A 25,724-nucleotide genomic window follows, 5' to 3' on the forward strand; every position below is an offset into this window, starting at 1 on the left:
CTTATGGGGTGCGAATGCCGCCAGGCGGATGTCGTCACTACCCGGGTTGGGCGATGGACCCCGCCGGCCACCCCCACCGTGTTTCCACCCGGTAAAACCTCCGTGCGCACCACACTCCGGGCCCCGGTCGGCCACTAGCGTGGGCGGGGTGACGGCTGCCTGGCCGGCAGCAGGAAGGACGCGCCGTGGAACTCACCCCCCGGGAGCAGGAGAAGCTCCTCATCTTCACCGCTGCGGAGGTCAGCCGACGGCGGCGGGCCCGCGGGCTGGCCCTCAACGTGCCCGAGGCCACCGCACTGATCACCGAGGCCGTCATCGAGGCGGCCCGCGACGGCCGCACCGTCGCTGAGGCGATGGCGATCGGCGCGCAGGTCCTGGGCCACGACGACGTGCTGGACGGCGTCCGCGACCACCTGACCCTGATCCAGGTCGAGGCGACGTTCCCGGACGGGACGAAACTCGTCAGCGTCCACGACCCGATCGGGATGTGACCGGATGTCCGTCGAACCGTCCACCGTCCTCTACGCCGGCGCCGAGGCACCGACACCCGCCGCACTGCAGGACGCCACGGGTGTCGCGGTGGCCACCGCGCCGCGTGACCTCGCCGGACATGCCGAGCGGGCGCGGGCGCAGGACGTCCCGCTGGTGGTCGTCCCGGCGGGGACGGGACGGGCGCTGACGTCGGTGACCCAGGCCGCCCAGGCGTTGCGGTGGGCGCAGCGCTCCGGGACGCAGGTGGTGCTCGCGCCGTCGTTGGTCGACGCCACCCGGGCGATCGCCGAGATGCGACGCCACCTGCGGTCCGCGGCGACGGGGTACGACGCCGTGCTGTTCCGTGCCGGCACCGTCGACCCGTTCGCCGACGCCGAACTGCTGCGCCGTGTGCGCCTGGCGCAGCAGTACTCCGAGGACCTGCTGGTGGAGGTCGCTTTCGAGGGGTCCTGGCCGTCGGTGGACACCGCCCGCGGACGGCTCGGCCTGCTCGGGGCGACGCAGGTCGCCGAGGTCCGTGCGGACCTGGGCGTGTACCCGGGGACGGATGCGGCAACCCCGTTGTTCCGCCCGTCGTCCCTGGCCACGGCGGTGCAGCGGGCGGTGCACACCGCCCTGCACCGGCTCCACGACCACGGGGACGACGGCGTCGCCGGCGGTCTGCTCGCCGACCACGCGACCGGGTTCGCCCACTCCCACGGCCATGACCACAGCCACGACCACACCCACACCCATTAGGAGACACCGATGCCCGGACCGACCGTCGAGCTGAACCAGGGGCGTTCCACGGCCACCCTGCGCGTGTCGAACACCGGCGACCGGGCGGTGCAGGTGGGGTCGCACTACCACTTCTTCGAGGTCAACCCGGCCCTCAGCGTCGACCGGGAGGCGGCGTGGGGGATGCACCTGGACATCCCGTCCGGGCTGGCGGTGCGCTTCGAGCCCGGTGACACCCGCGAGGTGGACCTGGTGGCCTTCGGCGGACGGCGCGTCCTGCACGGTTTCGCGGGCCTCGTCGAAGGGCACCTCGACGACCCGGCGGTGAAGGCCCGTGCCCTGGAGGACCTGCCGGGGTTCCTCGCCACCAACGACCCCCTGACCGACCTGGAGACACGCCCATGAGCACCATCGACCGGTCCCGCTACACCGAGATCTACGGGCCGACCACCGGCGACACGCTCACCCTGGCGGACACCTGCCTCACCGTCCGCGTCGAGCACGACCATCTCGCCGGCTCCTACGGGGACGAGTCGGTGTACGGCGGCGGGAAGGCGGTGCGCGACGGCATGGCGCAGGACCCCACCGCCACCGCCGCGTCCGGGGCGCTCGACACCGTGATCACCGGGGTCGTCGTCCTCGACGCGGTGGCCGGTGTGGTCAAGGGCGACGTCGGCATCCGCGACGGCCGCATCGTGAAGATCGGCAAGGCCGGCAACCCCAACACGCAGGACGGCGTCGACCCCGACCTGGTCATCGGCCCGGGCACCGAGGTCATCGCCGGGGAGCACCGGATCCTCACCGCCGGGGGCGTGGACACCCACATCCACTACATCACCCCGCAGCAGGCGGAGCACGGCCTGGCGAACGGTGTCACCACGTTCTTCGGCGGCGGTACCGGCCCGGCGGAGGGCACCCTCGGCACCACGTGCACCCCCGGGCCGTCCGGTGTGCGCTTCATGCTGCGGGCCGCCGAGGGCATGCCGGTGAACACCGGTTTCCTGGGCAAGGGGTCCGGCTCCCTGCCGGAGGCGCTGGCCGAGCAGGTCCGCGCCGGGGCGGCGGGGCTGAAGATCCACGAGGACTGGGGTGCCACCCCGGCGACGATCCGCACCGCGGTGGACGTCTGCGACGAGTTCGACGTCCAGCTCGCCATCCACACCGACACCCTCAACGAGGGCGGCTTCTTCGAGTCCACGGCACGCGCGTTCAAGGGACGCCCGGTGCACACCTTCCACTCCGAGGGTGCCGGCGGCGGGCACGCCCCGGACATCCTGCGCGTCACCGGGATGCCGAACGTGCTGCCCGCCTCCACGAACCCCACGCTGCCCTACACGGTGAACTCGGTGGAGGAGCTGCTGGACATGGTGATGGTCTGCCACCACCTGTCGCACGACATCCCGGAGGACGTGGCCTTCGCCGATTCCCGGGTACGCGCCGAGACCATCGCCGCGGAGACGGTGCTGCACGACCTCGGCCTCATCAGCATCTTCAGCTCGGACTCCCAGGCGATGGGGCGCGTCGGCGAGTCCTGGATCCGCGCGTTCCAGACCGCCCACCACTGCCGGGAGCAGCTCGGGCCGCTGGAGGAGGACGCCGGCCGAGGCGACGACAACAACCGGGTGCTGCGCTACGTGGCGAAGATGACGCTCAACCCCGCCCTCGCCCAGGGCATCGGCGGGTACGTGGGCAGCGTGGAACCGGGGAAGCTGGCGGACCTGGTGCTGTGGCCGGTCGACTCCTTCGCCGCGAAGCCGCGCCTGGTGCTGCGCCAGGGCAGGATCGCCTACGCGCGGATGGGCGACCCGAACGCGTCGCTGGCGACGCCGCAGCCGGTGCTCTACCGCGGGCAGTTCGCCGGCTACGGCACCGCACTGCAGGACACCCGGGTGACGTTCATGTCCGCCGCGTCGATCGCCGCCGGGGTGCCGGAGCAGCTCGGGCTGCGCTCCACCGTCCTGCCGGTCGCGGGCACCAGGGACATCGGCAAGAAGGACATGGTCCGCAACGACCGCATCGCCGACATCGCCGTGGACCCGGACACCTACCGGGTCACCGTGGACGGGGTCGCCGCGACGATCGACCCGGCGACGACGCTGCCACTGGCGCAGAAGTTCTTCCTGTTCTGATGCTCCCGTTCCTGCAGGCCCTGACCTACGCCGACTCCGCCTACCCGTCCGGCCGCTACACCCTGTCCCACGGTCTGGAGGGCCTGGTGCAGGCCGGACGGGTCCGCGGGACGCGGCAGGTCACCGACGCCCTGCTCGACCACCTGCGGTACACCGCCGGGCCCGGCGACGGGGTCGCCACCGCCGTCGCGACGACGGCCGTCGACCTGTCCACCCTGGTGGACCTCGACCATGAACTGTCGGCGACGAAGGTCACCCACGAGCTGCGTCGGGCGTCGACGCGCGTGGGACGCCAGATGCTGCAGGTCACCGGGCAGGTCGCCGGACGTCTCGGCGAGGAGCCGTCGGGCGTCCTGCGGGACTACGCCGCCGCGGTCGCCGCGAAGGAGACCCCCGGCAACCAGGCCGTCGCCGCCGGGGTGGTACACGCGTCCCACGGCATGGACGGGGCGACGGCGGTCGCCACCGAACTCACCGGCCTCGCCGTCGGCTGGGCGGGGGCGGCGCTGCGGCTGCGCCAGTGCGACCACATCGGCGCCCAGGTCGCCGTCGCCGCGTCTCACCCGGTGATCGCCGAGGTCACCGACCGTGCCGTCCGCACCGCCCGGGACCTCCTCGCCGACGGCGACTGGAGCCTGCTGGGGCGGGCGAGCCCCGGCAGCGACCTCGCCTCCGCCGCGCACGAGACCGCCCCCGCCCGACTGTTCATGAGCTAGAGAGGACACGACCATGACCGCACCGAGTACACCCGACCCCGTCACCGGCACCGGATCACCGCTGCGCATCGGCATCGGCGGGCCCGTCGGCTCCGGGAAGACCGCCCTGATCGAGGCCCTCGTACCGCGCTTCGTCGCGGCGGGGCGCCGGGTCGGGGTGATCACCAACGACATCTACACCCAGGAGGACGCCATGCACGTCCGCCGGGAGCTGGACGGCGTGATCGGCCCCGACGTGGTCATCGGGGTGGAGACCGGGTCCTGCCCGCACACCGCGGTGCGCGACGACCCGACGATGAACCTGATGACCGCCGCCGACCTGCTCGACGACCACCCGGAGATCGACACCCTGTTCTTCGAGTCCGGCGGCGACAACCTCACGCTGACCTTCTCCCCGGCGCTGGTGGACGTGTTCGTCTTCGTCCTGGACACCGCCGAGGGGCAGAAGATGCCGAAGAAGCGGGGGCCGGGCATCACCGAGTCGGACATCCTGGTGATCAACAAGACCGACATCGCCCCCTACGTGCGCTGTGACCTGGCGGTGATGAACGCCGACGCCGTCGACGTCCGCGACGGCGCCTCCGTGGTCCTCACCGACTGCTTCTCCGGGCAGGGGATCGCCGACCTGCAGCGGCAGCTGGAGGGGTACCGGGGGTGAGTCTCACCCCGCCGGTCCCGCACGAGATGGCGGCCTTCGCCGGGGAGCGGCCCGGCGTCGGGGCGGTGCCGGTGGGCCGTCCCGGCAAGGTCGGGATCCTCGACGTCACGCTCGGCGTCCGTGACGGTCGCACCGGGGTGGACTCCCGGTTCGTCAAGGCGCCGATGCAGCTGACCCGCCCGTTGTACATCGACCCGGCCGCCCCGGGCCAGGCGTTCCTCTACATCCGTACCACCGGCGGGGGACTGGCCCAGAACGACCGCGTCCGACAGCGTGTCTCGCTGGCGCCGGACGCCTGCGCCACGGTGACCACCCAGGCGGGCACGCCGGTGCACCGGATGGACGCCGGGATGGCGTCGCAGTGGGTGAGCCTGCACGTGGCCGACGGCGCGGTGTGCGAGTACCTGCCCGGCCAGACGATCCTCTTCGCCGGGTCGAGGCTGCTGCAGACCACCGACGTCGACGTCGCGCCCGGGGGCACGCTGCTCGCCGCGGAGGTGACCCTGACCGGCCGGCTCGCACGCGGCGAACGCGACGGTTTCGACGCCCTCGCCCAGCGCGTGCGGGTCACCCGTGCCGGCCGTCCGCTGCTGTCGGACACGCTGTGCGTCACCGGTGCCACCGCGCACTCCGCGATGCTGCTGGCCGGCTGGCCGGTGTGGGGCACGGTGCTCGTCGTGCCGCCGTCCCCGTCCACCGTCCCGGCGCTGCTGGATGCGGTGCGCGCCGTCCTGCCGGCGGCGTCGGGGCGGCTCACGGCCGCGGCGTCGACGATGGTCGGTGACGGCGGGGTCACCGTGCGCGTCGCCGGCGACGACCCGGTCAGTGTGCGGGCGCTCGTCGGGTCGGTGCACGGTCTGGCGCGGGAACACCTGCTGGGGCGGGGCGCAGTCGACCTGCGGCGGATGTGAACGCGTCGATCTGTGCGTCGGTGTGCGTGGCCATCACCGTGGCCCGCAGGATCGCCCGGCCGCGCGGCACGGTGGGGTAGCGGATCGCCGGGACGTGGAACCCCTCCTGGCGCAGCGACTCCGCCACGGCCACCGCCTGTGTCTCGTCGCCGACCGGGACCGGGACGATCGGGGTGCCGGAGGCGTTGTGCACGCCGAGCCCCCGGCGCAGACGGTGCACGTTGTCCTGCAGGCGCCGGACGTGGCCCGGGTCGGTGCGCACCAGCCGGACCGCCGCCAGGGCCGCGGCGACGGTCGGTGCGGGGGAGGCGGTGGAGTAGATGAAGGGCCGTGCCTGGTTGCGGACCAGGTCACAGGTGGTGGTGTCGGCGCAGAGGAAACCGCCTTCCGCGCCGAGCGCCTTGCTCAGCGTGCCGACCAGGACGTCCGGCGCGGGGGAGCGGGGTGCCGCGCTGCCGCGCCCGTCGCCGAGGGTGCCGATGCCGTGGGCGTCGTCGACGAGCAGGGGGCAGCCGTGCTCGCGTGCCACGGCGACCAGCCCGTCGACCGGGGCGACCGTCCCGTCCATGGAGAACACCCCGTCGGTGACTATGAGGCCGTGCGGCGTGGTCCGGGTGCCGAGCAGCCGGCGCAGCGCGGGGAGGTCCCGGTGGGCGTAGACGTGGACGGTGGCTCCGTTGCCCTTCGCCGCCCGGCACCCGTCGATGATGCTGGCGTGGTTGCGTTCGTCGGAGTAGACGGTGACGGTGTCGTCGGCCAGGACGGTCAGGGCGGAGAGGTTCGCGGCGTAGCCGGTGGGGAACAGGACGCAGTCCGGGTAGCCCAGCCAGTCGGCGAGCTCCTCCTCGAGCCGGCGGTGCAGGGTGGTGGAGCCGGTGGTCAGCCGGGAGCCCCCGGCGCCGGTGCCGAAGGTGCGGGTGGCGTCCACGGCGGCGGCCACGACGTCCGGGTGGTGGGACAGTCCCAGGTAGTTGCTGGAGGAGAACAGCAGCCGTCGGTCACCGTCGACGTCGACGACGGGGTGCTGTCCGCTGGCCAGGTCGACGGTGGTGCGGCCCAGTCCGGCCGCGCGCCAGGTGCGCAGACGGTCGGTGAGGTGGGGGCTCAGACCGGTGGGGGTGGTCACGGCGGCTCCTTGGTTGAAGGATGTATTGAACACTGTATTGAACGGTGTATAGCCTGGTGGCGTGAATAGTGTAGACCACAGCACCGAGCACTGGGCCCCGTCGCGTGTCACCGACGCCGACCGGCGGCACGTCTGGCACCCCTACGCCCCACGCCACGGCGCGGCGGAGAACCTGCCGGTGGCCGCCACGTCCGGCACCCGCCTGCACCTGGCCGACGGCCGCGAGGTCATCGACGGCATGAGCTCCTGGTGGGCCGCGTGCCACGGGCACGGGCACCCGCACCTCCGTGCCGCCGCGCACCGGCAGATCGACCGGATGAGCCACGTGATGTTCGGCGGGTTGACCCACCGCCCCGCCGCGGAACTCGCCGAACGCCTCGTCGCCGCGGTTTCCGTACCTGACGGGCCTGACGGGCCTGACGGCACCGACCTGCGCGGCGACCCGCTGACATCGGTGTTCTTCTCCGACTCCGGCTCGGTGGCGGTGGAGGTCGCGATGAAGGCGGCGCTGCAGTACCAGCGCGGCGTCGGACGTCCCGACCGCACCCGCTTCCTGACCTGGCGCGGCGGCTACCACGGCGACACGCAGGGGCCGATGGGCGTCTGCGACCCCGACGGCGGCATGCACGCCCTGTGGACCGGGGTGCTCACCCCGCAGGTCTTCGTCCCCGCCCCACCGCCCCGCGGCAGTACCGCCGAGACCGTCGACACCTACCTGGCGCAGATGCGCGCCACCATCGAGGACGGGGACGTCGCCGCCGTCATCGTCGAACCGGTGGTGCAGGGCGCCGGCGGCATGCGCTTCCACGACCACGCGCTGGTCACCGGGCTGCGCCGGGTCTGCGACGAGACCGGGGCGCTGCTGGTCCTCGACGAGATCGCCACCGGGTTCGGGCGCACCGGCGACATGTTCGTCGGCACCGCCGCCGGGGTCGTCCCCGACATCCTCTGCCTGGGCAAGGCGCTCACCGGCGGGTTCATGAGCTTCGCCGCCACGCTGACCACCGACCGCGTCGCCGCCGCCGTGGACTCCGCGCCCGGGGGCGGGGCGTTGATGCACGGCCCGACGTTCATGGGCAACCCCCTGGCCTGCGCCGTCTCCCTGGCGGCGCTGGACCTGGCGGAGTCCGGCTACTGGCGCGACCGGGTGCCGCGCATCGCCGCGCTGCTGCGGGAGGGGCTGGAACCGCTGCAGGACGGTGCCGACGGTGCCGACTGTGCCGACGTCCGCGTGCTGGGGGCGATCGGCGTGGTGGAGACCCGCAGCCCGGTGGACGTCGCGCGGGTCACCGCCGCACTCGTCGACCGCGGGGTGTGGCTGCGGCCCTTCGGCCGGCTGCTCTACACCATGCCGCCGTTCACCTGCACCGACGACGAGGTCCGCCGGATCACCACCGCCATGTGCGAGGCGGTGGTGCAGCCGTGATCCTCCTGGTCACCGGTACCGGAACGGACGTGGGGAAGACGGTCGCCACCGCCGCGCTCGCGGTCTGCGCCGAGGAGGCCGGACACCACGTCACCGTGGTCAAACCCGTGCAGACCGGGGAGCCGCCGGGGCACGGGGACCTGCGCACCGTCACCGCGCTGACCGGGATCACCGACACCCACTGCTTCGCCACCTGCCCCGAACCGCTGGCGCCGGTGGCCGCGGCACGACGGGCCGGCGTGGAACTGCCCGCGCTGGACGAGACCGCCCGACGGATCCGGGCCCTCGACGGTCCGGGGCGGGTCGTGCTGGTCGAAGGTGCCGGGGGACTGCTGGTCAGTCTCGGTGACCATACGCTGGCCGATCTCGCCGTCCGGCTCGGAGCGCCGGTGGCCGTGGTGACGACGACGTTCCTGGGCAGCCTCAACCACTGTGCCCTCACCCTCGAGGCGCTGGAGCGCCGCGGTATCCGCTGCCTGGGGACCATCGGCGGTTCTGTGCCCCCTGTCCCCACCGCGACCGACGTCGCCACCGCGACCACGCTGGAGGAACTGACGGCCGGCCCGTGGCTCGGCGGCATCCCCGCCAGTGCCGGGGCGCTGGACCGGGCGGTGTTCCGCGCCGGTGCACCGCGGTGGCTGGACCTGCCGGAACCGTAACCTCCGGGAAACCCCTACGGGACGCTGCCGGAAAAACGGCGGCCGTAGCGTCCGGTGGCATGACCCAGACAGCAACCCAGACAGCACCCCATCCAGCACCCCGACCGACATCCCACCCCGCCGCGCCGTCCAGCCCGGTGGGCACCGAGGACTTCTCCCTCCGGTTCGCCCCGCGCCACTACCGCAGGTGGACGCCGGCCGCCGTCGCCGCCAGCGCGCTGGGCGGTATCGCCTACCTCGCCGACTTCTCCATCGGCGCGGCCATCGGCGTCGAGCACGGCACCACCAACGCCGTCGGCGGCATCGTCATCGCTGCGGTGCTGATCTTCGTCTCCAGCTTCCCGCTGGCCTACTACGCCGCCCGCTACAACGTGGACCTCGACCTGATCACCCGCGGCTCCGGGTTCGGCTACAAGGGGTCGGTGATCACCAACCTCATCTTCGTCTCCTTCACCTTCATCCTGTTCGCCACGGAGGGGGCGATCATGGCGCAGGGGCTGAAGGTCGGGCTCGGGCTGCCGCTGTGGGCCGGGTACGCGGTCAGCTCACTGATGATCATCCCCCTGGTCGTCTACGGCATGAAGCTGCTGTCGAAACTGCACTCGTGGACCAACCCGCTGTGGCTGGTGATGATGTTCGTCCCCCTGGCCGTCCTGGTCGTCCAGGAGCCGTCCTCGGTGGGCACGTTCCTGGAGTACGGCGGCGAGAACAACGCGCCGGTCTCCTTCGCGGCGATGATGCTCGCCGCCGCCGTGTGCCTGTCACTGACCGCCCAGATCGCCGAGAACATCGACTACCTGCGGTTCATGCCGCCGAAGACGGACGCCAACCGCCGTTCCTGGTGGGCCGCGGTGGTCTGCGGCGGACCCGGCTGGGTGGTGCTCGGGGCGGTCAAGCAGATCCTCGGTGTCTTCCTCGCGGTGTACATGATCTCGGTGGTGGGCCAGAACGCGGACATCGCCGTGGAACCGGTGAACCAGTTCATGACGGAGTACCGCCAGATGATGCCCAGCTGGCTGGCGGTGACCCTGGCGGTGGTGCTGGTGGTGATCTCCCAGATCAAGATCAACACCACCAACGCCTACTGCGGGTCGCTGGCCTGGACGAACATCTACTCGCGCACCACCAACCGCTACCCGGGGCGTGTGTGGTTCGTGGTGCTCAACGTGTCGATCTCCCTGGCGCTGATGGAGTTCAACATGTTCAGCGTGCTCAGCTTCGTGCTGAGCTTCTACTCCAACCTGGCGATCGCCTGGATCTTCACCGTCGCCGCGGACATCGTGGTGAACAAGTACCTGCTGGGGATCTCGCCGCGGCGCCCGGAGTTCCGCCGGGGCATGCTCTTCGACTACAACCCGGTCGGGATCGTGTCGGTCCTGTTGTCCGGCGGGGTGTCCATCGCCATGTTCTTCGGTGCGTTCGGTGACGCCGTGGCACCGTTCTCCCCGCTGGTCGCCGCCGGGATCGCGGTGGTCGTCACCCCGCTGACGGCGGTGCTGACGAAGGGCCGCTGGTACCTGCGCCGCAGCTCGGACGGCATCGACCTGCCCATGGAGGACGCCGACGGCAACCCCTCGGACGTGCGGCTGACCTGCGCGGTGACCGGTGAATCCTGTGAGCGTCCCGACATGCTGGCCTCCGCCGTGCCGGGGCCGGACGGGGAGACGAGGTACATCTCCTCGTTGGCGCTGACCCTGGACGCCTCGGGGGAGCACGTCCTACCCTTGGAGCATGACCCTGCCCGATGATCTGCCCGCTGACCTGCAGACCGCCGTCCGCGACGCCCGACGCGTCGAGGTGTTCACCGGCGCGGGGATGAGCGCGGACTCCGGCCTCGACACCTTCCGGGACGCCACCACCGGGCTGTGGAGCCGGGTGGACCCGCAGGCGCTGGCGAGCGTCGACGCCTGGTCCCGGGACCCCGGGCCGATGTGGGCCTGGTACCTGTGGCGCGCCGCGAAGGCCCGCGCCGCCGTCCCCCACGCCGGCCACCGGGCGGTGGCGGCCTGGCAGGACGCGCCGGGCGTGTCCGTGCACGTGACCACCCAGAACATCGACGACCTGCACGAACAGGCCGGCAGCAGCGACGTCTCGCATCTCCACGGCAGCCTGTTCGCCTTCCGCTGCGCCGTCTGCGGCGCGCCCGCCGACGAACCGGACCTGCCGTCCCTCGACGACGCTCCGGCCGACCGCCTTCCGCCCCCGGCGTGCCGGGACTGCGGGGGACTGGTGCGGCCGGGCGTGGTCTGGTTCGGCGAGTCGCTGCCGCAGGCTGAGTTCGCCGCGGCCGAGGAGTCCATGCGGACCTGCGACCTGGTGGTCGTCGTCGGGACGAGCGGGGTGGTGTACCCCGCGGCCGGCCTGCCGCGGATCGCGGCGTCCCGGGGCGTGCCCGTCGTGGAGGTCAGCCCCGACGACACCGACCTGACACCCCTGGCCACCTGGTCGCTGCGCACCACCGCGGCCGTGGGGCTGCCGCAGCTGCTCAGCTGAAGCGGACCTCGTCGATGCTCAGGGCGTCGCCCGGGGGAACCTGCGCCTTCGCGATGTCCACGTAGTGGCCCGCGTGGGTGACCAGCCCGGTGCGCTCCTCCGGGGTCAGCTCACGCCGGACCTTCGCCGGGAGCCCGGCGGCGAGCACACCGTCCGGCACGTCCTGCCCCTCCAGCACGGTGGCGCCGGCGCCGATGAGCGTCCCGGCGCCCACCGACGAGCCGCTGAGCAGGGAGGACGACATGCCGACCAGGGTGCCGTCGCCCACCCGGCTGCCGTGGACGAGCGCCTGGTGCCCCACGGTCACGTCGTCGCCGAGCACACTGGACGTCCCGGTGTCGACGTGCAGCACGCTGTTGTCCTGGATGTTGGTGCGCGCACCGATGCGGATCGCCCCGACGTCGGCACGGATGACGACGCCGTAGAAGACCGAGGAGTCCGGGCCGATCTCCACGTCGCCGATGATCACCGCCGTCGGGGCGATGTAGGCGGACTCGTGGATACGCGGCACCCGTCCGTCGAACGGGAGGATCAGGGGGCCGCTGGTACGGGGGTTCTGGTAGATGTCCATGTTCCCCACTCTAACGACCCCGTCAGTCGATGAGCCCCACGCTGCGGATCCACTCCACCACCATCTGCTGCGACGGTTCGACCAGATGCGGGGCCATCTCCGCGGTCTGCCGGCGCAGCCCGCCGACATCCACCCCCTGGTGCACCAGGTCGGTGTGGTGCCCCAGCAGCCACCGTTCGACATGCTCCGGGACGATCTCCGGATGGAACTGCAGCCCGAGGGCGTGGTTCGACCGGAACGCCTGGACCGGGGTGTCGTCGTCGTAGGCGAGACGCTGCACCCCGGCCGCTGCCGCCGCCGGGCCGACCGGCAGCTCGATGCGGTCACCGTGCCAGTGCAGGACGGGACGGCCCTCCAGGGCACGCAGCGGGCCGGACGCCCCGGCGTCCGTGAGCGTCACCGGCGACCAGCCGATCTGCATCGGACCGGAGGACGGGACCACCCGGCCGCCCAACGCGAGGGCGAGGAGCTGCGCGCCGAGGCACACGCCCAGCACCGGCCGTCCCGCGGCGTGGCGGGAACGGATGAGCTCGATCTCGTCGGCGAGGTACGGGTAGTCGCCGTCCTCGGCGTTGACCGGACCACCCATCACCACCAGCAGGTCGGCGTCCACCGGGCCGGGCGGGAAGTCGACGCCGACATCGACGTAGGTGGGCCGCAGGAGCCCGTCCCACGAGCCGGCGTCCTCGAAGGAGACGTGCCGCAGGACGGTGGTGCTGAGGTCGGTGTCTGCCATGCCGCCCAGGATACGTGCATCATGGAGGTATGGCTCATGTGCTGATCGTCCACCACAGTCCGACCGACAAGCTCCGCATGATCGCGGCCACCGTCGTCGACGCCGCCCGCGACGCGGCCGCCCAGGTCAGTGAGCAACTCGACGAGCCCCTGGAGATCCGGGAACGCGACGCCCTGGACCCGGACGGCGACGAGCTCCACGACGCGGCGGCGGTGATCCTGGGGACCACCGCGAACTTCGGGTACATCTCCGGGGCGCTGAAACACTACCTGGACTCCACGTTCCTGCAGAACCAGGACCGGGACAAGCTGTACTCCTACTGGATCCGCGGCGGCTACGACACCACCGGCGCCGAGAACGCGCTGGAGAAGATCGCCACCGGGTTCGGCTGGACCTCAGCCGCCGAACCCGTGGCCTTCACCGGCGACGTCGAGCCCCACCTCGACGAACTCCGGGCCCTGGCGGAGAACACCGTGGGCGCCTACTTCCTGTCCGCCAGCACGTAGGACGCGCCGGCCACGCCGGCGGTCACGGCGAGCACGGCCGGCCAGGAACCCATCTTCTTCGCCAGCGGGTGGGAGAGGCCGAAACCGGCGACGTAGGCGGTGGTCAACCCGGCGGTCAGCGCCGGGCCACCCTTGGCCAGCCAGGTCCGTCCGGCGTACACACCGGCGGCGGCGAGCAGGACCCCGCCGAGGGGCCGGACGCCGGTCTCGCGGGCGCTGACCCACCCGCCGACGAGGCCCAGGGTGGTGACGGCGGCGGTGTTGACGTCCGTGGCGTTCTTCAGTGTCATGTCCATGCGTGCCAGGCTACCCTTGAGGCGAACGCCGCGAAGACAGACCGGAAGACAGACTGGAGGAAGCACCACCGTGACACAGTTACCCGACACGCTGCTGACGAGACTGTGGGGCATCGACCTGCCGATCGTCGGAGCCCCGATGGCTGGCCGGGCCGGCGGTGACCTCGCCGCCGCGGTGAGCCGCGCCGGGGGACTCGGGATGATCGGCGTGGGTGCGTCGACGTCCCCGGAGTGGATCCGGGAACAGGCCGCGGTCGCCCGTGAGGGAGGCAACTTCGGCATCGGGCTGATGGTCTGGGCCCTCACCGAGGAGGTGTTCGACGCCGCGGTCGAGGCCGGTCCGACCGTGGTGTCGCTGGCCTTCGGCGACCCGTCGCCGTGGGTCGTCCGCGCACACGCCGCCGGGATCAGCGTGGTGGCGCCGGTCAACGACATGCCGCAGGTCCGCCAGGCCCTCGAAGCGGAGGTGGACGTGCTCTGCGTGCAGGGCACCGACGCCGGCGGACACACCGGCCGGATCGGGACGATGCCGCTGATGCAGCAGGTGCTCGGCTACACCGCGGTCCACGCCCCGGGCGTCCCGATCGCGGTGGCGGGCGGGGTGGGTACCGGACGTGGGCTCGCCGCCGTCCTCGCCGCCGGGGCGGACGCGGCCTGGATCGGGACGGCCCTGCTGGCGTCGCCGGAATCGCTGGGGTCCGAGGAACTCAAGGCCGCGGCGGTGACGTCGTCCTCCCGCAGCACGGTGCTGACCGGGATCTACGACCGTGCCGAGCAGGTCGCCTGGGACACCGCGACATGGCCGACACGGACCGTGCGCAACGACTTCGTCGACCGCTACGGCGACGACGCCTCGGTGACCGACGAGGAACTCGTCGCCGCGCGCGCCCCGGGCGGACGCTACGCCGACGACCTCAAGCTCCACGCCGGGCAGGCCGTCGGGCTCGTGCGGCAACGCGAACCGGCGGGGGAGACCGTCGCACGGATGGCCCAGGAGGCCGGCGAGCTGCTGAAACGGTTCTGACGGGGCGGGGTCGGCAGGGGGCGGTCGGGGTCAGTCGGGCAGGTCGGCGACCATGGCGGCGACGGTCGCCCGCGCGGACTCCTCGGTGACACGACCGGCCATCAGCAGTGACCCCAGGCCGTGCCCCAGCGCCATGGCGGTGTTGACGATGCTGCCGGCGGTCTCCTCCCCGAGCTCCGGTACGGCGTCCAGGCAGGCGGCCGTGAACTCGGCACCGGTCGCCGCGAGATGGGCGCGGTAGGCGGAGGCCGCCGGTTCGGTGCCGGTGACCGCCATGTGCTCCATGGACACGCTGATGCGGTGGAACGCCCGGGTCTCGTCGTCGACGGGGAGCGTGGCCGCGAAGTACCCGCCGATGACGGACCGCAGGGAGGCGTCCCGGGAACGCTGTTCCCGCCACCGGCGGATGCTGCGGTCCGACAACCGTTGCAGGGACGCGGTGAGCAGGGTGTTCTTGTCCTTCCCGTAGTACTGGACGAGGCGGAGGGACACACCGGCCTCCGCGGCGACGGCACGCATGCTCACCGCCTGGATCCCCCCTGTGCCGATGAGCCGGTCGACGGCGTCGAAGATCCCGTCCCGGCGGGTGGTTGTACGCATGTACCGGATCGTAACGTGTGACTGGTGTGACTCACTGGCAGGGTCGCGTAGGGTGGGAAACGCCATGACTGCTGTACCTGAGCACGCGCCCTGTCTCGACGTCGACCTCACGGCCACGCCCTGGCTGTACCCCGGACCCTGGCCCACCACCTCCGGGACGCTGACCGCCGACGGGTATTTCCCCGGCGAGGTCGGGCTGGTGGGGATCGCCGACGACCTCGACCGCACGGCCGTCGTCGCCGTCGGCTCCAATGCGTCGCCGGGGGTGATGCGCAGCAAGCTGAGGACCCACGGGGTCTCCCCGGTCGTCCCGTTCATCCGGGCGTGCGTACCCGACACGGCGACCGCCTTCACCGCCCACGTCAGCCCACGCGGCTACATCGCCGCCGCACCGTACCGGCGTCCCGGTGCGCAGACCACGATGTGGGTCAGCTTCCTCGACAAGGAACAGCTGGAGTGCGTGGACGAGACCGAGTCGCCGAACTACGACCGCATCCACGTCGACGACACCGTCATGCTGGACAACTGCGAGGAACTCCACGGCTACGACATCTACCGGAGCAGCTGGGGGTTGATCCCCGACGTCCAGCACCACACGGGACGCGACATCGCGCCGGTACCGTTCGCCCGGCGCCAGGCGCAGAGCCGGGTGTTCCGGCATATGCGGGAAGGACTGGTCGGCGCCGTGCCGTCGCTGCCGGACGGTAGCAGTGAATCCGTCGTCACGACCTTGTGGGAGGACCGGGCGCTGGCGGGGAAGGTGTCGGAGGAACTGCACGAGGTGGCCATGGACGACGGGTACTGACCGCCTCGGGCGCGTACCTGTGACCCCGGCACCCGGGGAGGGGCGGGGTGTTGGGTTGTCCCGGGTGGTCCGGACGTCAGTCGGGCTCGGGGTCGTCGGGGGTGTCGTGCCAGGCCCGGGCGAGTGGTCCGGTCGCGTGGGTGGTGTAGCTCCGGCCGTCGGGACCGGTCCAGTGGATGGTGAAGCCGTCGTCCGGGGTGGAGCAGGTCCACGTCCCGGCGGTCTTCAGCCGGTGGTGGGGGCGGCACAGTTTCTGGCCGTTGCGGACACTCGTCGGCCCGTCACTGGTGGGGTCGGTGGCGGGGGAGTTGACGATGTGGTCGTTCTCGCACAGGTTCGCCGGGACGGTGCACTGGGGGAACCGGCAGGTCGCGTCGCGCCCCTCGAGGTAGTTCCGGTCCTGCAGGAGGAACGGGTAGCCGTCGGACTCGGGATGCTCGGCGGGGTCGAGCGGGATCTCCTTGACCGTCGTCGCCGCCCCCTCGAACCGGTCCGCGGTGCGGGCGTCGACCCAGCCGACACCGGCGACATACCCGGCACCTGTGCCGTGGATGCCGTCCCGCGTCGCACGGAACAGGTTCACCCGGATGGTCATGGTCTCCGGGGTGTTGCCGAGCAGTTCCATCAGGATCTGCGCCTTGAGCTGTGACGGGGTGGGGAGGGAGGTCTGCTCCTCCTCGGGGAGCAGCAGGCGTTCACGGCGCAGCCCGGCGAGCAGATCGCGCACCTTCTTCTCCAGGCCTGCGTCGATCGCGGCACTGGTGGTCTCGCACCCGGCGGTGAAGATGAAGGTGTTGCCCCGGCGACGGAGCGTCGCGGAGTCCTCTTCGGCGACGGCGGTCTCCGCGGCCAGGCCGGGCGCGATGTCCAGGATGGCCTCGTCGACCCGGTCGCGCAGTTCGGTGAGCGACACCGGCGCGGTGGCGGCCCGCAGCCACGGGGTGACGTGCGTGTTCACGGCGGCGTCCAGGTGACCGAGGATCTCCTCCTGCCGGGCGAGCGGAACGGTGACCATCTGCCGGTTGAGCCTGCCCCAGACCAGGTCGAGGTGCTCCGCGGTGACCACCCCGCTGCCGACGACGGCCGCGAAGAGCTCGATGTTCCGGGCTGCGAGATCGGCCGAGTGTGCGAAGCGGACCGCGTCGGCGCGGGACCGTCCCCGCAGCGCCGTGGCCGCGGACATCCGGGCGTCCCCGGGGAGCGACATCAGATGGGCCACCAGCACCATCTCCCCCATGTTCAGGTGGCGCTGGATCGCGTCGACGCCCGTCACGGGCGCTGCCGGTGTCGTCGGTGTCGTGGTCGTCACTGTGATCCCCCCTTTATGTTTGCTTCCTGAAGTGTATACTGGGCCACGGACACAGTCAACAGTATGTTCGAATCGACAGGGAGAATGATGGGATCACTGGACATCGCCCGTGTGTACGACATCCGGAACGGTGGTGGTGTCGCCGCGGCCACCTTCCTCGTCGACAGGTTGTGGCCCCGGGGAGTGTCGAAGGCCAGTCTCCCGCTCACGGGCTGGCTCAAGGAGCTCACGCCGTCGGACCAGTTGAGGAGGGATTTCCACGGCGGCGCCCTGGACTGGGGGCAGTTCGGCGACGCCTACCGTGCCGAACTCGACGAGCGGCACGCCGACGGTGCGCTGGACGGTGACCTCGCCACCCTGGCGCAGGAGCTCGGCCACCGGGACGTCCTGCTCCTCTTTGCCGGGAAGGACACCGAACATACGCACGCACGGGTGCTCCGGGACTGGCTCAGTGGCCACCTGGAGGACGCGTGAGGGTCACGGATGCTCCGGCCAGGAGTGCTTCGGGTACCGGCCCCGCAGCTCCCGCCGCACCCCATGGTAGGCGCCGTCCCAGAACCCCTCCAGGTCGTCGGTGATCGCCACCGGGCGTTGCGCCGGGGACAGCAGCTGGAACTGGACGCGTCGGCCGGCGATCTCCGGTGACTCACGCAGCCCGAAGCAGTCCTGGAGCTTCGTCGTGACGACGGCAGGGCTGTCCGCCCCGGCGTCGCACTCCGGGTACGCGATCCGCACGGTACGGCCGCCCGGCAACGTCAGCGTCTCGGGGGCGAGCTCGTCGACCGGACGGTCCCAGGGGACCAGCCCGCGCAGCAGCCCCGCCAGGTCCGGGCGCTGTCCGGCGGCGAGTTCCGGGACCACGAAATCGACGAAGGCGCCGCCGTGCCGCACGTCCGGGTACCCCGGCACACCGTGGTTGTGCAGGTACTGGACGCGCCGCCGGAGGTCACGGGCGTGCGACGACCACTCCAGGGCGTCCAGCCCGTGGGTCTGCAGCCCCGCCCGGACCGCCTCGGCACGCACCCCGGCGTCGACGTCCCGCAGGGCGACCGGGGTGGAGGACAGCTCGACAGCGCCGAGACGGCGGACCCGACGGGCCTGGAGCTTCCCCGTCGCGCCACCGGGTGTCCAGGTGCAGGTCACGGTGTCGACGTGCAGGGGTGACGCGGCGGCCAGCGCGAGATCCCGGGACAGCGGGACCGCGGAGTGCACGACCGCCCCGGTGGCGTCACCCGGCACCCGGCCCAGGTCGGCGACGGCGATCCACCCGGCGGACCCGGCCCGTCCGTCACGCCACACCGCCCCGGTGCCCGACGTGGTGAGGTACCGGGACGAATCGCCGACCCGACGGGCGACCAGCCCCGGGAAAGCGCAGGCCAGGGTGTACGCCACCGCGTCCTCCCCGGACAGGTCGGGCGTCCCGGTGGCGGACGGTGACAGCAAGCGCCGGAAACGCTCCACCACCGGATCACGCCGGCGCGCGTCCTGCGCCTCCCGTACGTCACGCACCGCCGCGACGAGGTCCGGCACCCGGGCGTCGCCGTCCACCACGGCCAGGACGGCGGCGACGGTACGCACGTCCACCCGCCGGCAGGCCTCGAGCCCGCCCCGCGCGAGCCGCGGGTCGGTGGGAATCGCCGCGAGGCGCCGTCCCTCCTGCGTCGCACGTCCCTGCGCGTCCACCGCGCCGATCGACCGCAGCGTGCGCTCCGCGGCGTCCGTCGCCGCCGTCGGGAAAGGATCCGGCAACGGCAGGTCGCCGCCCCGCGGAGACCCCCAGCAGGCGACGTCGAGCAGGGCGGACGTCAGGTCGCTGGTCGCCACCGCCGGTGGCGCGTACGCCGGTGCCTTGACGAACTGCTCCGCGGTCACGCACCGGTAGACCGTCCCCGGCCCCTCACGCCCGGCCCGGCCGGCACGCTGGGTGCAGGACGCCTGGCTCGCGGTCTCGGTGACCAGGACCGGCATGTCCCGCGTGGTGTCACGGCGCGACACCCGTGCCAGGCAGGAGTCCACCACGACCCGCACCCCCGGCACCGTCAGGGAGGACTCCGCGACATCGGTGGCCACGACCACACGACGGACTCCGTCGCCGTGACCGGCCACGATCCGCGCCTGCTCCGCTGTCGACAGGCGACCGTGCAGGGCGGTGGCCGGGATCCCCCGGGCCGTCAACGCCGCGGCGACCGACTCCGTGTCACGGATCGTCGGGACGAAAGCGAGCACATCGCCCCCGGTCGCCGCCGTCTCGTCGATCGCCTGCACCACCGTCGACTCCACCAGCTCCGCCACCGCACGCCGCGACCGCCGGTCCCGGTTGGACATCGACGAGGCGGAACCGGCGTACCGCACGTCCAGCGGGTGGATGGGGGAGGGGACGTCCACCAGCGGCGCCGGCCCCGCGCCGCCGCCCAGCAACGCGGCGAACCGGGCCGCCTCCACCGTCGCCGACATAGCGACCACGGTGAGGTCGTCGCGCAGCTCCCGCAGCTGCGCGAGCATGGCGAACACCAGGTCGGACTCCAGGTGGCGTTCATGGATCTCGTCGACGACCACCGCCGCCACACCGTCCAGGTCAGGGTCGGCCAGCAGGCGGCGCAGCAGCACCCCCGGGGTCACCATCTCGATCACGGTGGAGGCGCCGGCCTTGCGGTCACCGCGGACGGTGTACCCCACCTCGTCGCCGAGGACGGACCCCCGCAGCGCGGCGATACGCGCGGCGGACCCCCGGGCGGCGACACGCCGCGGCTGGGTGACCACGACCCGCCCCGGGACCCGCCCCGGGGACGTCGCCGTCACATGGTCGAGCACGTACTGGGGCGCCAGGGTGGTCTTGCCGGTGCCGGGCGGTGCCTGCACCACAGCGGTGCCCCGGGTGCGCAGCGCGTCCAGCAGGGCCTCGCGTCCGGCGGCGAAGGGAAGGTCGGTCACACAGATCAGGGTAACCACCCCCGGCACCGTCCCGACAGGAGGTCTACAGTGGTCCTATATGAGCCTGAAGGATAAAGCGGTCACCGTCGCCGGCAGGATCACCGACGCGGTACGTATAGGAAATGGACTTGACCAGCGTGACCTGGCCCCGGTGGGGTGGTACGCCCACGGGCGGGCGGTACAGCGTCTCCAGGACAGTTTCCACGCCGTCCCTCCCGGGCAGCGCGTCCGGTTGGCCAAGAAGACCTCCAACCTCTTCCGCGGGCGGTCCGGCGACGCGGTCGGGCTCGACGTCTCCGGCCTGCACGGCGTCATCGCCGTCGATCCCGTCGCACGCACCGCCGACGTCCAGGGCATGTGCACCTACGAGGACCTCGTGGACGTCCTGCTGCCCTACGGGCTGGCACCCACCGTCGTCCCGCAGCTGAAGACCATCACCCTCGGCGGGGCGGTGACCGGGATGGGCGTGGAATCCACGTCCTTCCGCAACGGGCTGCCGCACGAGGCCGTCCTGGAGATGGACGTGCTCACCGGCACCGGTGACGTCCTCACCTGCTCGCCGACGCAGAACGTCGACCTCTACCGCGGTTTCCCCAACTCCTACGGGTCGCTGGGGTACACCGTGCGGCTGAAGGTGCGCTGCGAGGAGGTCAGCTCCTACGTGGACCTGCGCCACGTGCGCTTCGACGACGTGCAGTCGCTCACCGACACCCTCGACCGCGTCGTCGTCGACCGGGAGTACGACGGCGAACGCGTCGACTACCTCGACGGCGTCGTCTTCAGCCTCACGGAGAGCTACCTCGTCCTGGGGCGCGCCACCGACGAACCGGGCCCCACCAGCGACTACACCCGTGAGCGCAGCTACTACCGGTCCCTGCAGCACCCGTCGGGCGTCCTGCGCGACAAACTGACCGTCCGCGACTACCTCTGGCGCTGGGACGTCGACTGGTTCTGGTGCAACCGCGCCTTCGGCACCCAGGACCCCACCATCCGCACACTGTGGCCCCGCGACCTGCTGCGGTCCAGTTTCTACTGGAAGATCATCGGGTGGGACCGGCGCTTCGACATCGCCGACCGCATCGAGGCGTACAACGGCCGTCCCGCCCGCGAACGTGTCGTCCAGGACATCGAGGTCACCCCGGACAACCTGCCGGAGTTCCTCACCTGGTTCTTCACCCACTGCGAGATCGAGCCGGTGTGGCTGTGCCCCATCCGGTTGGCCGACGACTCGGGCGAACACACCCCCTGGCCCCTGTACCCGCTGTCGCCCGGCGACACCTGGGTGAACGTGGGCTTCTGGAGTTCGGTGCCCGTTGACCTCATGGGGGAGGACACCCCACCCGGGGCCTTCAACCGCGAGATCGAGCGGGTCGTCTCGGACCTGGGCGGCCACAAGTCGCTGTACTCCGAGGCGTTCTACACCGAGGAGCAGTTCGCCGCGCTCTACGGCGGTGACCGTCCCGCCCGGCTCAAGGCGGTCTTCGACCCGGACGGCAGGTTCCCCGGGTTGTACGAGAAGACCGTGCGGGGTGTCTGACGGGTACCACGGACACCACAGGCACAACCATGCAGCACAGATTCACGATGACCAGAAGGAGAGAGATGAGCAGGGGATTCACGCCGCTGACGGTGGGAGAGATCGTGGACAAGGTCATCACCCCGCCCGCACCGTTCCGCGTGACCGCCTTCGACGGTTCCACCGCAGGCCCGGCCGACGCGGAACTGGTCCTGGAGATCACCTCGCCGGACGCGCTGGCCTACATCGTCACCGCGCCCGGCGACCTGGGCCTGGCACGCGCCTACATCACCGGCAGCCTGCGGGTCACCGGGGACGACCCCGGCCACCCGTACCTGGTCTTCGACCACCTCCAGCACCTCTACGACCAGCTCCGCCGCCCCTCGGTGAAGGACCTGCTGGACATCGCCCGGTCGCTGAAGGCCATGGGTGCGGTCAAGCTGCAGCCCGCACCCGACCAGGAGACACTGCCGGGCTGGAAGAGGGCCGTCCTGGAAGGGCTGTCCCGGCACTCCCCCGAGCGTGACAAGGAGGTCGTGAGCCGGCACTACGACGTGGGCAACGACTTCTACGAGCTCTTCCTCGGCGACTCGATGGCCTACACCTGCGCCTACTACCCGGAGTACGACGGGGAGGACCAGGTCACCGGGCCCGACGGGACGTGGGGCTACGGCCACTGGGAAAAGGGGACGGCCGCGAACGGGCCGCTCACCGAAGCGCAGGACAACAAGCACCGTCTCGTCTTCGACAAGCTGCGGCTCTCCCCAGGCGACCGGCTGCTCGACGTCGGGTGCGGCTGGGGCGGCATGGTGCGCTACGCCGCCCGTCACGGGGTGAAGGCCGTGGGCGTCACCCTCTCGCGGGAGCAGTACGAGTGGGGCAAAGCCAGGATCGAGGAGGAGGGTCTCCAGGACCTCGCCGAGGTCCGCTGCATGGACTACCGGGACGTGCCGGAGTCCGACTTCGACGCGGTCAGCGCCATCGGCATCCTCGAGCACATCGGTGTGCCCAACTACGAGGACTACTTCACCCGCCTGTACGGCAAGCTGCGTCCGGGTGGCCGGATGCTCAACCACTGCATCACCCGCCCGCACAACCGGAAGACCAGGACCGGCCAGTTCATCGACCGCTACATCTTCCCCGACGGCGAGCTCACCGGCTCCGGCCGAATCATCACGATCATGCAGGACACCGGCTTCGACGTGGTGCACGAGGAGAACCTCCGCCCGCACTACCAGCGCACCCTGCACGACTGGTGCGAACTGCTGGCCATGAACTGGGACCGGGCGGTCCACCTGGTCGGCGAGGAGACCGCCCGGCTCTTCGGGCTCTACATGGCGGGCTCCGAATGGGGCTTCGAGCACAACGTGATCCAGCTCCACCAGGTGCTCGGCGTGAAACCGGACGAGGCGGGACGTTCCCGGGTGCCGGTCCGTCAGTGGTGGAGGTCCTGACGGTAACGTCGGGGCAATGAGAACGATCACCAGAGGCGCTGCGGTGGCGGTGCTGTGCGCACCGTTGCTGCTCAGCGCCTGCACCATCGGCGACGTGGGGCAGCAGGACGCGACGACGGCGGCGGCGGAGACGACGGAGGCGGCCACCGCGACGTCCGCAGTCAGCGACGTACCGGAGGACCCGGACCAGCCCAACGCCGAGCCGGTGGAGACCGACCCGGACGCCCCCGGTGCCCGGGGCCTGGCCGTCGGCGACTGCGTGGCCGACATGGGGCAGCTCGACGGCACCGGTGAGATCGACGTCGTCGACTGTGCCGAACCCCACGCCGGGGAGGTCTACGCGCAGGCCGACATCGCCGGCAAGACCCTGTTCCCCGGCGCCGACCCGCTGGGCCAGGAGGCCGGGGAGATCTGCGGCGGCGACGCCTTCACCGGCTACGTCGGCCTCGGGTACGACGTGTCGTCCCTGGACGTGGTCACCATGATGCCGTCGAAGGAGAGCTGGGCGCAGGACGACCGCACGGTGACCTGTGTCGTCACCGACCCGAACCTCGGGCAGATCGAGGGGACCCTCGCGCAGAGCTGGCGTTAACGCTCCAGCAGGGTCTCCAGCTTCTGCCGGTTGGACTCGCGCAGGTGCGCCACGGTCAGTGCCCAGGCCTCGGCGCCGGGCATCCGGAGCCGTCGGTCGATGTCCGCGTCGAGGGCGTCCACCATGGCGTTGACCGTCCCGGGGGCCGGGCGGGTGCGGGGAGCGATCATCGTCACGGCCTCCGCCGAGCCCCACACCGCCGGATCGGCGATGAAGAGGTGGCCCTGGGCCGCCGCATAGCCGAGCGCGGCCTCCCGCAGGTCCGACAACCGGTCGTCGGTGATCTCGCCGGCCGTCCACGCGTCCTCCACCAGCGGGACGCGGTCGACCGGTTGGTGGGCGTCCACGATGCCCTCCACCAAGGGGGTGGGGAGGGTGTCGAGGGTGCGTGCGGCCGCGGAGTAGACGTCCGCCGCGTCGAGGTAGGGGCGGCCCACGACGATGGTGCGGGCCAGCTCACGGCTGGCGGTCATGAACGACAGCAGGGTCGTCAGTTGCTCCGCCGGGGCCGAGTTGAAGCTCCGGACGTCCCGGACCGCAGGCGATGCTGCCGGGCGGGTGGCGAACAGCGGGGAGAACGGTGGCGTGTACATGGCCCCATCCTCGCGCCCGTCTGTTTCCGGGCGGTTACCGTTCCGGGAAGAACTCCGGCGCCAGGGCGTCCAACGCCTCCACCACGACGTCGGTCTCGTCGGTGTCGGTGACGGTGATGCGCACGCCCTCACCGTCGAAGCAGCGCACGGCGATGCCGTACCCGGCGATCGCCTCCTCGAAGGCGCGGGCCCGCTCGCCCAGGTCGAGCCACACGAAGTTGGCCTCCGAGGGGATCCGCCACGCGTCCGGGATGTGCCCGAGCACGCGGGTGCGCTGGGCGGCGGTCTCGTCCGTGCGGGCCGTCAGCTCGTCCTTCGCGGCGATGCTCGCCACGGCCGCCGCCTGCGCGACGGCGTTCACGCTGAACGGGATGCAGACCTTGTTCACCGCCTCGATGAACTCCGGCCGCCCGACCAGGTAGCCGACCCGCAGCCCGGCCAGCCCGTAGGCCTTCGAGAAGGTCCGGGCGACCGCGAGGTTCGGGTACTCGGCCAGCAGGCCGAGTCCGTCGGGGAAGCCGGCCTCGCGGACGTACTCCACGTACGCCTCGTCCAGCAGGACCTGCACGTCCGACGGGACGGCGTCGAGGAACCCGACGAGTTCCTCCCGGCTCACCGTCGTGCCCGACGGGTTGTTCGGGTTGCAGACGATCACCAGGCGGGTCTTCTCCGTGACGGCCGCGGCCAGGGCGGGGAGGTCGTTGCGGTGGTCCGGGGTGAGCGGCACCTCCACCGCCTCCGCCCCGGCCACGCGGGCCAGGATGGGGTAGGCCTCGAAGCTGCGCCACGGGTAGACGACCTGGTCGCCGACGTCGCCGCCCCGGCAGGTCGCCTGGACCGCCTGCTGGATCAGTGCGGAGGACCCCGCCCCGACCGCGATGTTCCCGGCGTCGAGCAGCAGGGAGGACGGTCCGCCCAGCCAGTCGGCGATGGTGCTGCGCAGCTCGTGGGCGACCATGTCCGGGTAGCGGTTCGCCCGGGCGAGGGCCTCGGCCGCCGCGCGGGTGACGCCCGGCAGTGGGCCGCGGGACGACTCGTTGCTCGACAGCTTCAGGGGAAGTCCGTGGGGGCTGCCGGGGACGTACGGGGGCACGGAGGCGAGGTCGGCGCGGATCATGGTTTTCAGCCTAGTCCCCGCGTTGTTTTGAAATGAGGCGGGGGCCTGATGTATCGTTCGTTGCGTCGTCACCCGTGACGGCATGGAGGCGTGCCAGAGCGGCCGAATGGGACTCACTGCTAATGAGTTGTCTGCTTAACGGCGGACCGGAGGTTCAAATCCTCTCGCCTCCGCCACTTCAGTTTCCTCAGGCTTTTCGTGAGGACGTGTCGTCAGCCGTCCGGTTCTTGTGGTGAGTTACCGGACATTCAGGGCGCGGTCCCGCTTTACGGGGTGTGTGGTGTACCCCGGGCCCGCGTGACACGTCCCGTCTGGTGGTGTGCCGGGGATTCTGGAGTCGCTGGAAA

27 protein-coding genes and 1 tRNA gene are annotated in these 25,724 nt (G+C 71.7%); 19 read left to right on the forward strand and 9 right to left on the reverse strand.

Going from position 1 to position 25,724, the window contains the following annotated elements:
- Positions 1–185: 185 nt before the first annotated feature.
- Genes MUN33_RS08810 through MUN33_RS08840 form a run of 7 tightly spaced genes read left to right on the forward strand, consistent with a single transcriptional unit; the run spans position 186 to position 5,623 of the window.
- Complete coding sequence (locus tag MUN33_RS08810; RefSeq protein WP_244804552.1) at positions 186–491, forward strand: urease subunit gamma; 306 nt, start codon at positions 186–188, stop codon at positions 489–491.
- 4 nt (positions 492–495) lie between these two features.
- On the forward strand, positions 496–1,230 hold the full coding sequence (locus tag MUN33_RS08815) for a hypothetical protein (RefSeq protein WP_244804553.1): 735 nt from the start codon (positions 496–498) through the stop codon (positions 1,228–1,230).
- A gap of 9 nt (positions 1,231–1,239) precedes the next feature.
- Positions 1,240–1,614 carry an urease subunit beta gene (locus MUN33_RS08820; protein ID WP_244804554.1) on the forward strand — a complete coding sequence of 125 codons (375 nt, stop codon included), beginning with the start codon at positions 1,240–1,242 and terminating at the stop codon, positions 1,612–1,614.
- Positions 1,611–3,338 (forward strand): urease subunit alpha, encoded by a 1,728-nt coding sequence (ureC, locus tag MUN33_RS08825; protein WP_244804555.1) that lies wholly within the window; start codon positions 1,611–1,613, stop codon positions 3,336–3,338. The genes MUN33_RS08820 and ureC overlap by 4 nt, the downstream gene beginning before the upstream one ends.
- Positions 3,338–4,054 carry an urease accessory protein UreF gene (locus tag MUN33_RS08830; RefSeq protein ID WP_244804556.1) on the forward strand — a complete coding sequence of 239 codons (717 nt, stop codon included), beginning with the start codon at positions 3,338–3,340 and terminating at the stop codon, positions 4,052–4,054. The genes ureC and MUN33_RS08830 overlap by 1 nt, the downstream gene beginning before the upstream one ends.
- A 13-nt stretch (positions 4,055–4,067) precedes the next feature.
- Entirely contained in the window at positions 4,068–4,712 is a 645-nt protein-coding gene (gene ureG, locus MUN33_RS08835) for an urease accessory protein UreG (protein WP_244804557.1), read from the forward strand.
- A complete protein-coding gene (locus tag MUN33_RS08840; protein ID WP_244804558.1) occupies positions 4,709–5,623 on the forward strand; it encodes an urease accessory protein UreD in 915 nt (304 codons plus the stop codon). The genes ureG and MUN33_RS08840 overlap by 4 nt, the downstream gene beginning before the upstream one ends.
- Here the strand turns inward: MUN33_RS08840 and MUN33_RS08845 are convergent.
- Positions 5,535–6,749, reverse strand: coding sequence for an aminotransferase class I/II-fold pyridoxal phosphate-dependent enzyme (locus tag MUN33_RS08845; protein WP_244804559.1), 1,215 nt, complete (start codon positions 6,747–6,749; stop codon positions 5,535–5,537). The genes MUN33_RS08840 and MUN33_RS08845 overlap by 89 nt on opposite strands.
- A 61-nt stretch (positions 6,750–6,810) precedes the next feature.
- On the opposite strand from MUN33_RS08845, the gene MUN33_RS08850 reads away from it, so the two are divergent.
- From MUN33_RS08850 to MUN33_RS08865, 4 genes are read left to right on the forward strand one after another with little or no spacing between them, the layout of a single operon-like run.
- Positions 6,811–8,175 (forward strand): adenosylmethionine--8-amino-7-oxononanoate transaminase, encoded by a 1,365-nt coding sequence (locus tag MUN33_RS08850; RefSeq protein WP_244804560.1) that lies wholly within the window; start codon positions 6,811–6,813, stop codon positions 8,173–8,175.
- Positions 8,172–8,834, forward strand: coding sequence for a dethiobiotin synthase (bioD, locus tag MUN33_RS08855; RefSeq protein ID WP_244804561.1), 663 nt, complete (start codon positions 8,172–8,174; stop codon positions 8,832–8,834). Before MUN33_RS08850 ends, bioD begins: the two co-directional genes overlap by 4 nt.
- Before the next feature lie 59 nt (positions 8,835–8,893).
- On the forward strand, positions 8,894–10,582 hold the full coding sequence (locus MUN33_RS08860; RefSeq protein WP_244804562.1) for a purine-cytosine permease family protein: 1,689 nt from the start codon (positions 8,894–8,896) through the stop codon (positions 10,580–10,582).
- On the forward strand, positions 10,566–11,327 hold the full coding sequence (locus MUN33_RS08865; RefSeq protein WP_244804563.1) for an NAD-dependent deacylase: 762 nt from the start codon (positions 10,566–10,568) through the stop codon (positions 11,325–11,327). Before MUN33_RS08860 ends, MUN33_RS08865 begins: the two co-directional genes overlap by 17 nt.
- On the opposite strand, the gene MUN33_RS08870 is transcribed toward MUN33_RS08865, so the two are convergent.
- Positions 11,320–11,898 carry a gamma carbonic anhydrase family protein gene (locus MUN33_RS08870; protein ID WP_244804564.1) on the reverse strand — a complete coding sequence of 193 codons (579 nt, stop codon included), beginning with the start codon at positions 11,896–11,898 and terminating at the stop codon, positions 11,320–11,322. The two genes, MUN33_RS08865 and MUN33_RS08870, sit on opposite strands and share 8 nt — an antisense overlap.
- Before the next feature lie 22 nt (positions 11,899–11,920).
- Entirely contained in the window at positions 11,921–12,634 is a 714-nt protein-coding gene (locus tag MUN33_RS08875) for a glutamine amidotransferase-related protein (protein ID WP_244804565.1), read from the reverse strand.
- 29 nt (positions 12,635–12,663) lie between these two features.
- On the opposite strand from MUN33_RS08875, the gene MUN33_RS08880 reads away from it, so the two are divergent.
- On the forward strand, positions 12,664–13,140 hold the full coding sequence (locus MUN33_RS08880) for a flavodoxin family protein (protein ID WP_244804566.1): 477 nt from the start codon (positions 12,664–12,666) through the stop codon (positions 13,138–13,140).
- Here MUN33_RS08880 and MUN33_RS08885 read toward each other — a convergent pair.
- On the reverse strand, positions 13,116–13,436 hold the full coding sequence (locus MUN33_RS08885) for a hypothetical protein (RefSeq protein ID WP_244804567.1): 321 nt from the start codon (positions 13,434–13,436) through the stop codon (positions 13,116–13,118). The genes MUN33_RS08880 and MUN33_RS08885 overlap by 25 nt on opposite strands.
- Positions 13,437–13,506: 70 nt before the next feature.
- On the opposite strand from MUN33_RS08885, the gene MUN33_RS08890 reads away from it, so the two are divergent.
- A complete protein-coding gene (locus MUN33_RS08890) occupies positions 13,507–14,460 on the forward strand; it encodes an NAD(P)H-dependent flavin oxidoreductase (RefSeq protein ID WP_369414946.1) in 954 nt (317 codons plus the stop codon).
- Positions 14,461–14,490: 30 nt separating this feature from the next.
- Here the strand turns inward: MUN33_RS08890 and MUN33_RS08895 are convergent, their stop codons facing one another.
- Positions 14,491–15,060, reverse strand: coding sequence for a TetR/AcrR family transcriptional regulator (locus MUN33_RS08895; protein ID WP_244804568.1), 570 nt, complete (start codon positions 15,058–15,060; stop codon positions 14,491–14,493).
- Positions 15,061–15,124: 64 nt separating this feature from the next.
- On the opposite strand from MUN33_RS08895, the gene MUN33_RS08900 reads away from it, so the two are divergent.
- The gene (locus MUN33_RS08900; protein WP_244804569.1) at positions 15,125–15,865 is read left to right on the forward strand and encodes a hypothetical protein; all 741 of its coding nucleotides are present in this window, start codon (positions 15,125–15,127) and stop codon (positions 15,863–15,865) included.
- A gap of 76 nt (positions 15,866–15,941) precedes the next feature.
- Here MUN33_RS08900 and MUN33_RS08905 read toward each other — a convergent pair whose 3' ends face one another.
- On the reverse strand, positions 15,942–17,174 hold the full coding sequence (locus MUN33_RS08905) for an HNH endonuclease signature motif containing protein (protein ID WP_244804570.1): 1,233 nt from the start codon (positions 17,172–17,174) through the stop codon (positions 15,942–15,944).
- 84 nt (positions 17,175–17,258) lie between these two features.
- On the opposite strand from MUN33_RS08905, the gene MUN33_RS08910 reads away from it, so the two are divergent.
- Positions 17,259–17,648 (forward strand): DUF488 domain-containing protein, encoded by a 390-nt coding sequence (locus MUN33_RS08910; RefSeq protein ID WP_244804571.1) that lies wholly within the window; start codon positions 17,259–17,261, stop codon positions 17,646–17,648.
- A 3-nt stretch (positions 17,649–17,651) separates the two neighbouring features.
- Here the strand turns inward: MUN33_RS08910 and MUN33_RS08915 are convergent, their stop codons facing one another.
- Positions 17,652–20,111 (reverse strand): ATP-dependent RNA helicase, encoded by a 2,460-nt coding sequence (locus MUN33_RS08915; RefSeq protein ID WP_439647847.1) that lies wholly within the window; start codon positions 20,109–20,111, stop codon positions 17,652–17,654.
- A gap of 52 nt (positions 20,112–20,163) precedes the next feature.
- Between MUN33_RS08915 and MUN33_RS08920 the strand changes: the two genes are divergently transcribed.
- From MUN33_RS08920 to MUN33_RS08930, 3 genes are all read left to right on the forward strand, one after another.
- Positions 20,164–21,642, forward strand: coding sequence for an FAD-binding oxidoreductase (locus MUN33_RS08920; RefSeq protein ID WP_244804573.1), 1,479 nt, complete (start codon positions 20,164–20,166; stop codon positions 21,640–21,642).
- A 65-nt stretch (positions 21,643–21,707) separates the two neighbouring features.
- The gene (locus tag MUN33_RS08925) at positions 21,708–23,075 is read left to right on the forward strand and encodes a class I SAM-dependent methyltransferase (RefSeq protein WP_244804574.1); all 1,368 of its coding nucleotides are present in this window, start codon (positions 21,708–21,710) and stop codon (positions 23,073–23,075) included.
- Positions 23,076–23,091: 16 nt separating this feature from the next.
- Entirely contained in the window at positions 23,092–23,667 is a 576-nt protein-coding gene (locus tag MUN33_RS08930; RefSeq protein ID WP_244804575.1) for a septum formation family protein, read from the forward strand.
- On the opposite strand, the gene MUN33_RS08935 is transcribed toward MUN33_RS08930, so the two are convergent.
- Entirely contained in the window at positions 23,664–24,260 is a 597-nt protein-coding gene (locus tag MUN33_RS08935) for a hypothetical protein (protein WP_244804576.1), read from the reverse strand. The two genes, MUN33_RS08930 and MUN33_RS08935, sit on opposite strands and share 4 nt — an antisense overlap.
- 34 nt (positions 24,261–24,294) lie before the next feature.
- Positions 24,295–25,377 carry a histidinol-phosphate transaminase gene (locus MUN33_RS08940; RefSeq protein ID WP_244804577.1) on the reverse strand — a complete coding sequence of 361 codons (1,083 nt, stop codon included), beginning with the start codon at positions 25,375–25,377 and terminating at the stop codon, positions 24,295–24,297.
- An 84-nt stretch (positions 25,378–25,461) separates the two neighbouring features.
- Between MUN33_RS08940 and MUN33_RS08945 the strand changes: the two genes are divergently transcribed.
- Positions 25,462–25,553: transfer RNA gene (locus MUN33_RS08945), tRNA-Ser, on the forward strand.
- Positions 25,554–25,724 lie beyond the last annotated feature (171 nt).

Source organism: Corynebacterium kalidii (assembly GCF_022869005.1).
Lineage (GTDB): Bacteria > Actinomycetota > Actinomycetes > Mycobacteriales > Mycobacteriaceae > Corynebacterium > Corynebacterium kalidii.

Excerpts from the sequence above, each read along its gene's own strand:
- MUN33_RS08865 (WP_244804563.1), top strand. The coding sequence starts at position 10,566 with ATGACCCTGCCCGATGATCTGCCCGCTGACCTGCAGACCGCCGTCCGC.
- MUN33_RS08940 (WP_244804577.1), bottom strand. The coding sequence starts at position 25,377 with ATGATCCGCGCCGACCTCGCCTCCGTGCCCCCGTACGTCCCCGGCAGC.
- MUN33_RS08900 (WP_244804569.1), top strand. The coding sequence starts at position 15,125 with ATGACTGCTGTACCTGAGCACGCGCCCTGTCTCGACGTCGACCTCACG.
- MUN33_RS08930 (WP_244804575.1), top strand. The coding sequence starts at position 23,092 with ATGAGAACGATCACCAGAGGCGCTGCGGTGGCGGTGCTGTGCGCACCG.
- MUN33_RS08910 (WP_244804571.1), top strand. The coding sequence starts at position 17,259 with ATGATGGGATCACTGGACATCGCCCGTGTGTACGACATCCGGAACGGT.
- MUN33_RS08815 (WP_244804553.1), top strand. The coding sequence starts at position 496 with ATGTCCGTCGAACCGTCCACCGTCCTCTACGCCGGCGCCGAGGCACCG.
- MUN33_RS08875 (WP_244804565.1), bottom strand. The coding sequence starts at position 12,634 with ATGGCAGACACCGACCTCAGCACCACCGTCCTGCGGCACGTCTCCTTC.
- ureG (WP_244804557.1), top strand. The coding sequence starts at position 4,068 with ATGACCGCACCGAGTACACCCGACCCCGTCACCGGCACCGGATCACCG.
- MUN33_RS08895 (WP_244804568.1), bottom strand. The coding sequence starts at position 15,060 with ATGCGTACAACCACCCGCCGGGACGGGATCTTCGACGCCGTCGACCGG.
- MUN33_RS08870 (WP_244804564.1), bottom strand. The coding sequence starts at position 11,898 with ATGGACATCTACCAGAACCCCCGTACCAGCGGCCCCCTGATCCTCCCG.
- MUN33_RS08860 (WP_244804562.1), top strand. The coding sequence starts at position 8,894 with ATGACCCAGACAGCAACCCAGACAGCACCCCATCCAGCACCCCGACCG.
- ureC (WP_244804555.1), top strand. The coding sequence starts at position 1,611 with ATGAGCACCATCGACCGGTCCCGCTACACCGAGATCTACGGGCCGACC.
- MUN33_RS08925 (WP_244804574.1), top strand. The coding sequence starts at position 21,708 with ATGAGCAGGGGATTCACGCCGCTGACGGTGGGAGAGATCGTGGACAAG.
- MUN33_RS08935 (WP_244804576.1), bottom strand. The coding sequence starts at position 24,260 with ATGTACACGCCACCGTTCTCCCCGCTGTTCGCCACCCGCCCGGCAGCA.
- MUN33_RS08880 (WP_244804566.1), top strand. The coding sequence starts at position 12,664 with ATGGCTCATGTGCTGATCGTCCACCACAGTCCGACCGACAAGCTCCGC.
- MUN33_RS08885 (WP_244804567.1), bottom strand. The coding sequence starts at position 13,436 with ATGGACATGACACTGAAGAACGCCACGGACGTCAACACCGCCGCCGTC.
- MUN33_RS08830 (WP_244804556.1), top strand. The coding sequence starts at position 3,338 with ATGCTCCCGTTCCTGCAGGCCCTGACCTACGCCGACTCCGCCTACCCG.
- MUN33_RS08820 (WP_244804554.1), top strand. The coding sequence starts at position 1,240 with ATGCCCGGACCGACCGTCGAGCTGAACCAGGGGCGTTCCACGGCCACC.
- MUN33_RS08920 (WP_244804573.1), top strand. The coding sequence starts at position 20,164 with ATGAGCCTGAAGGATAAAGCGGTCACCGTCGCCGGCAGGATCACCGAC.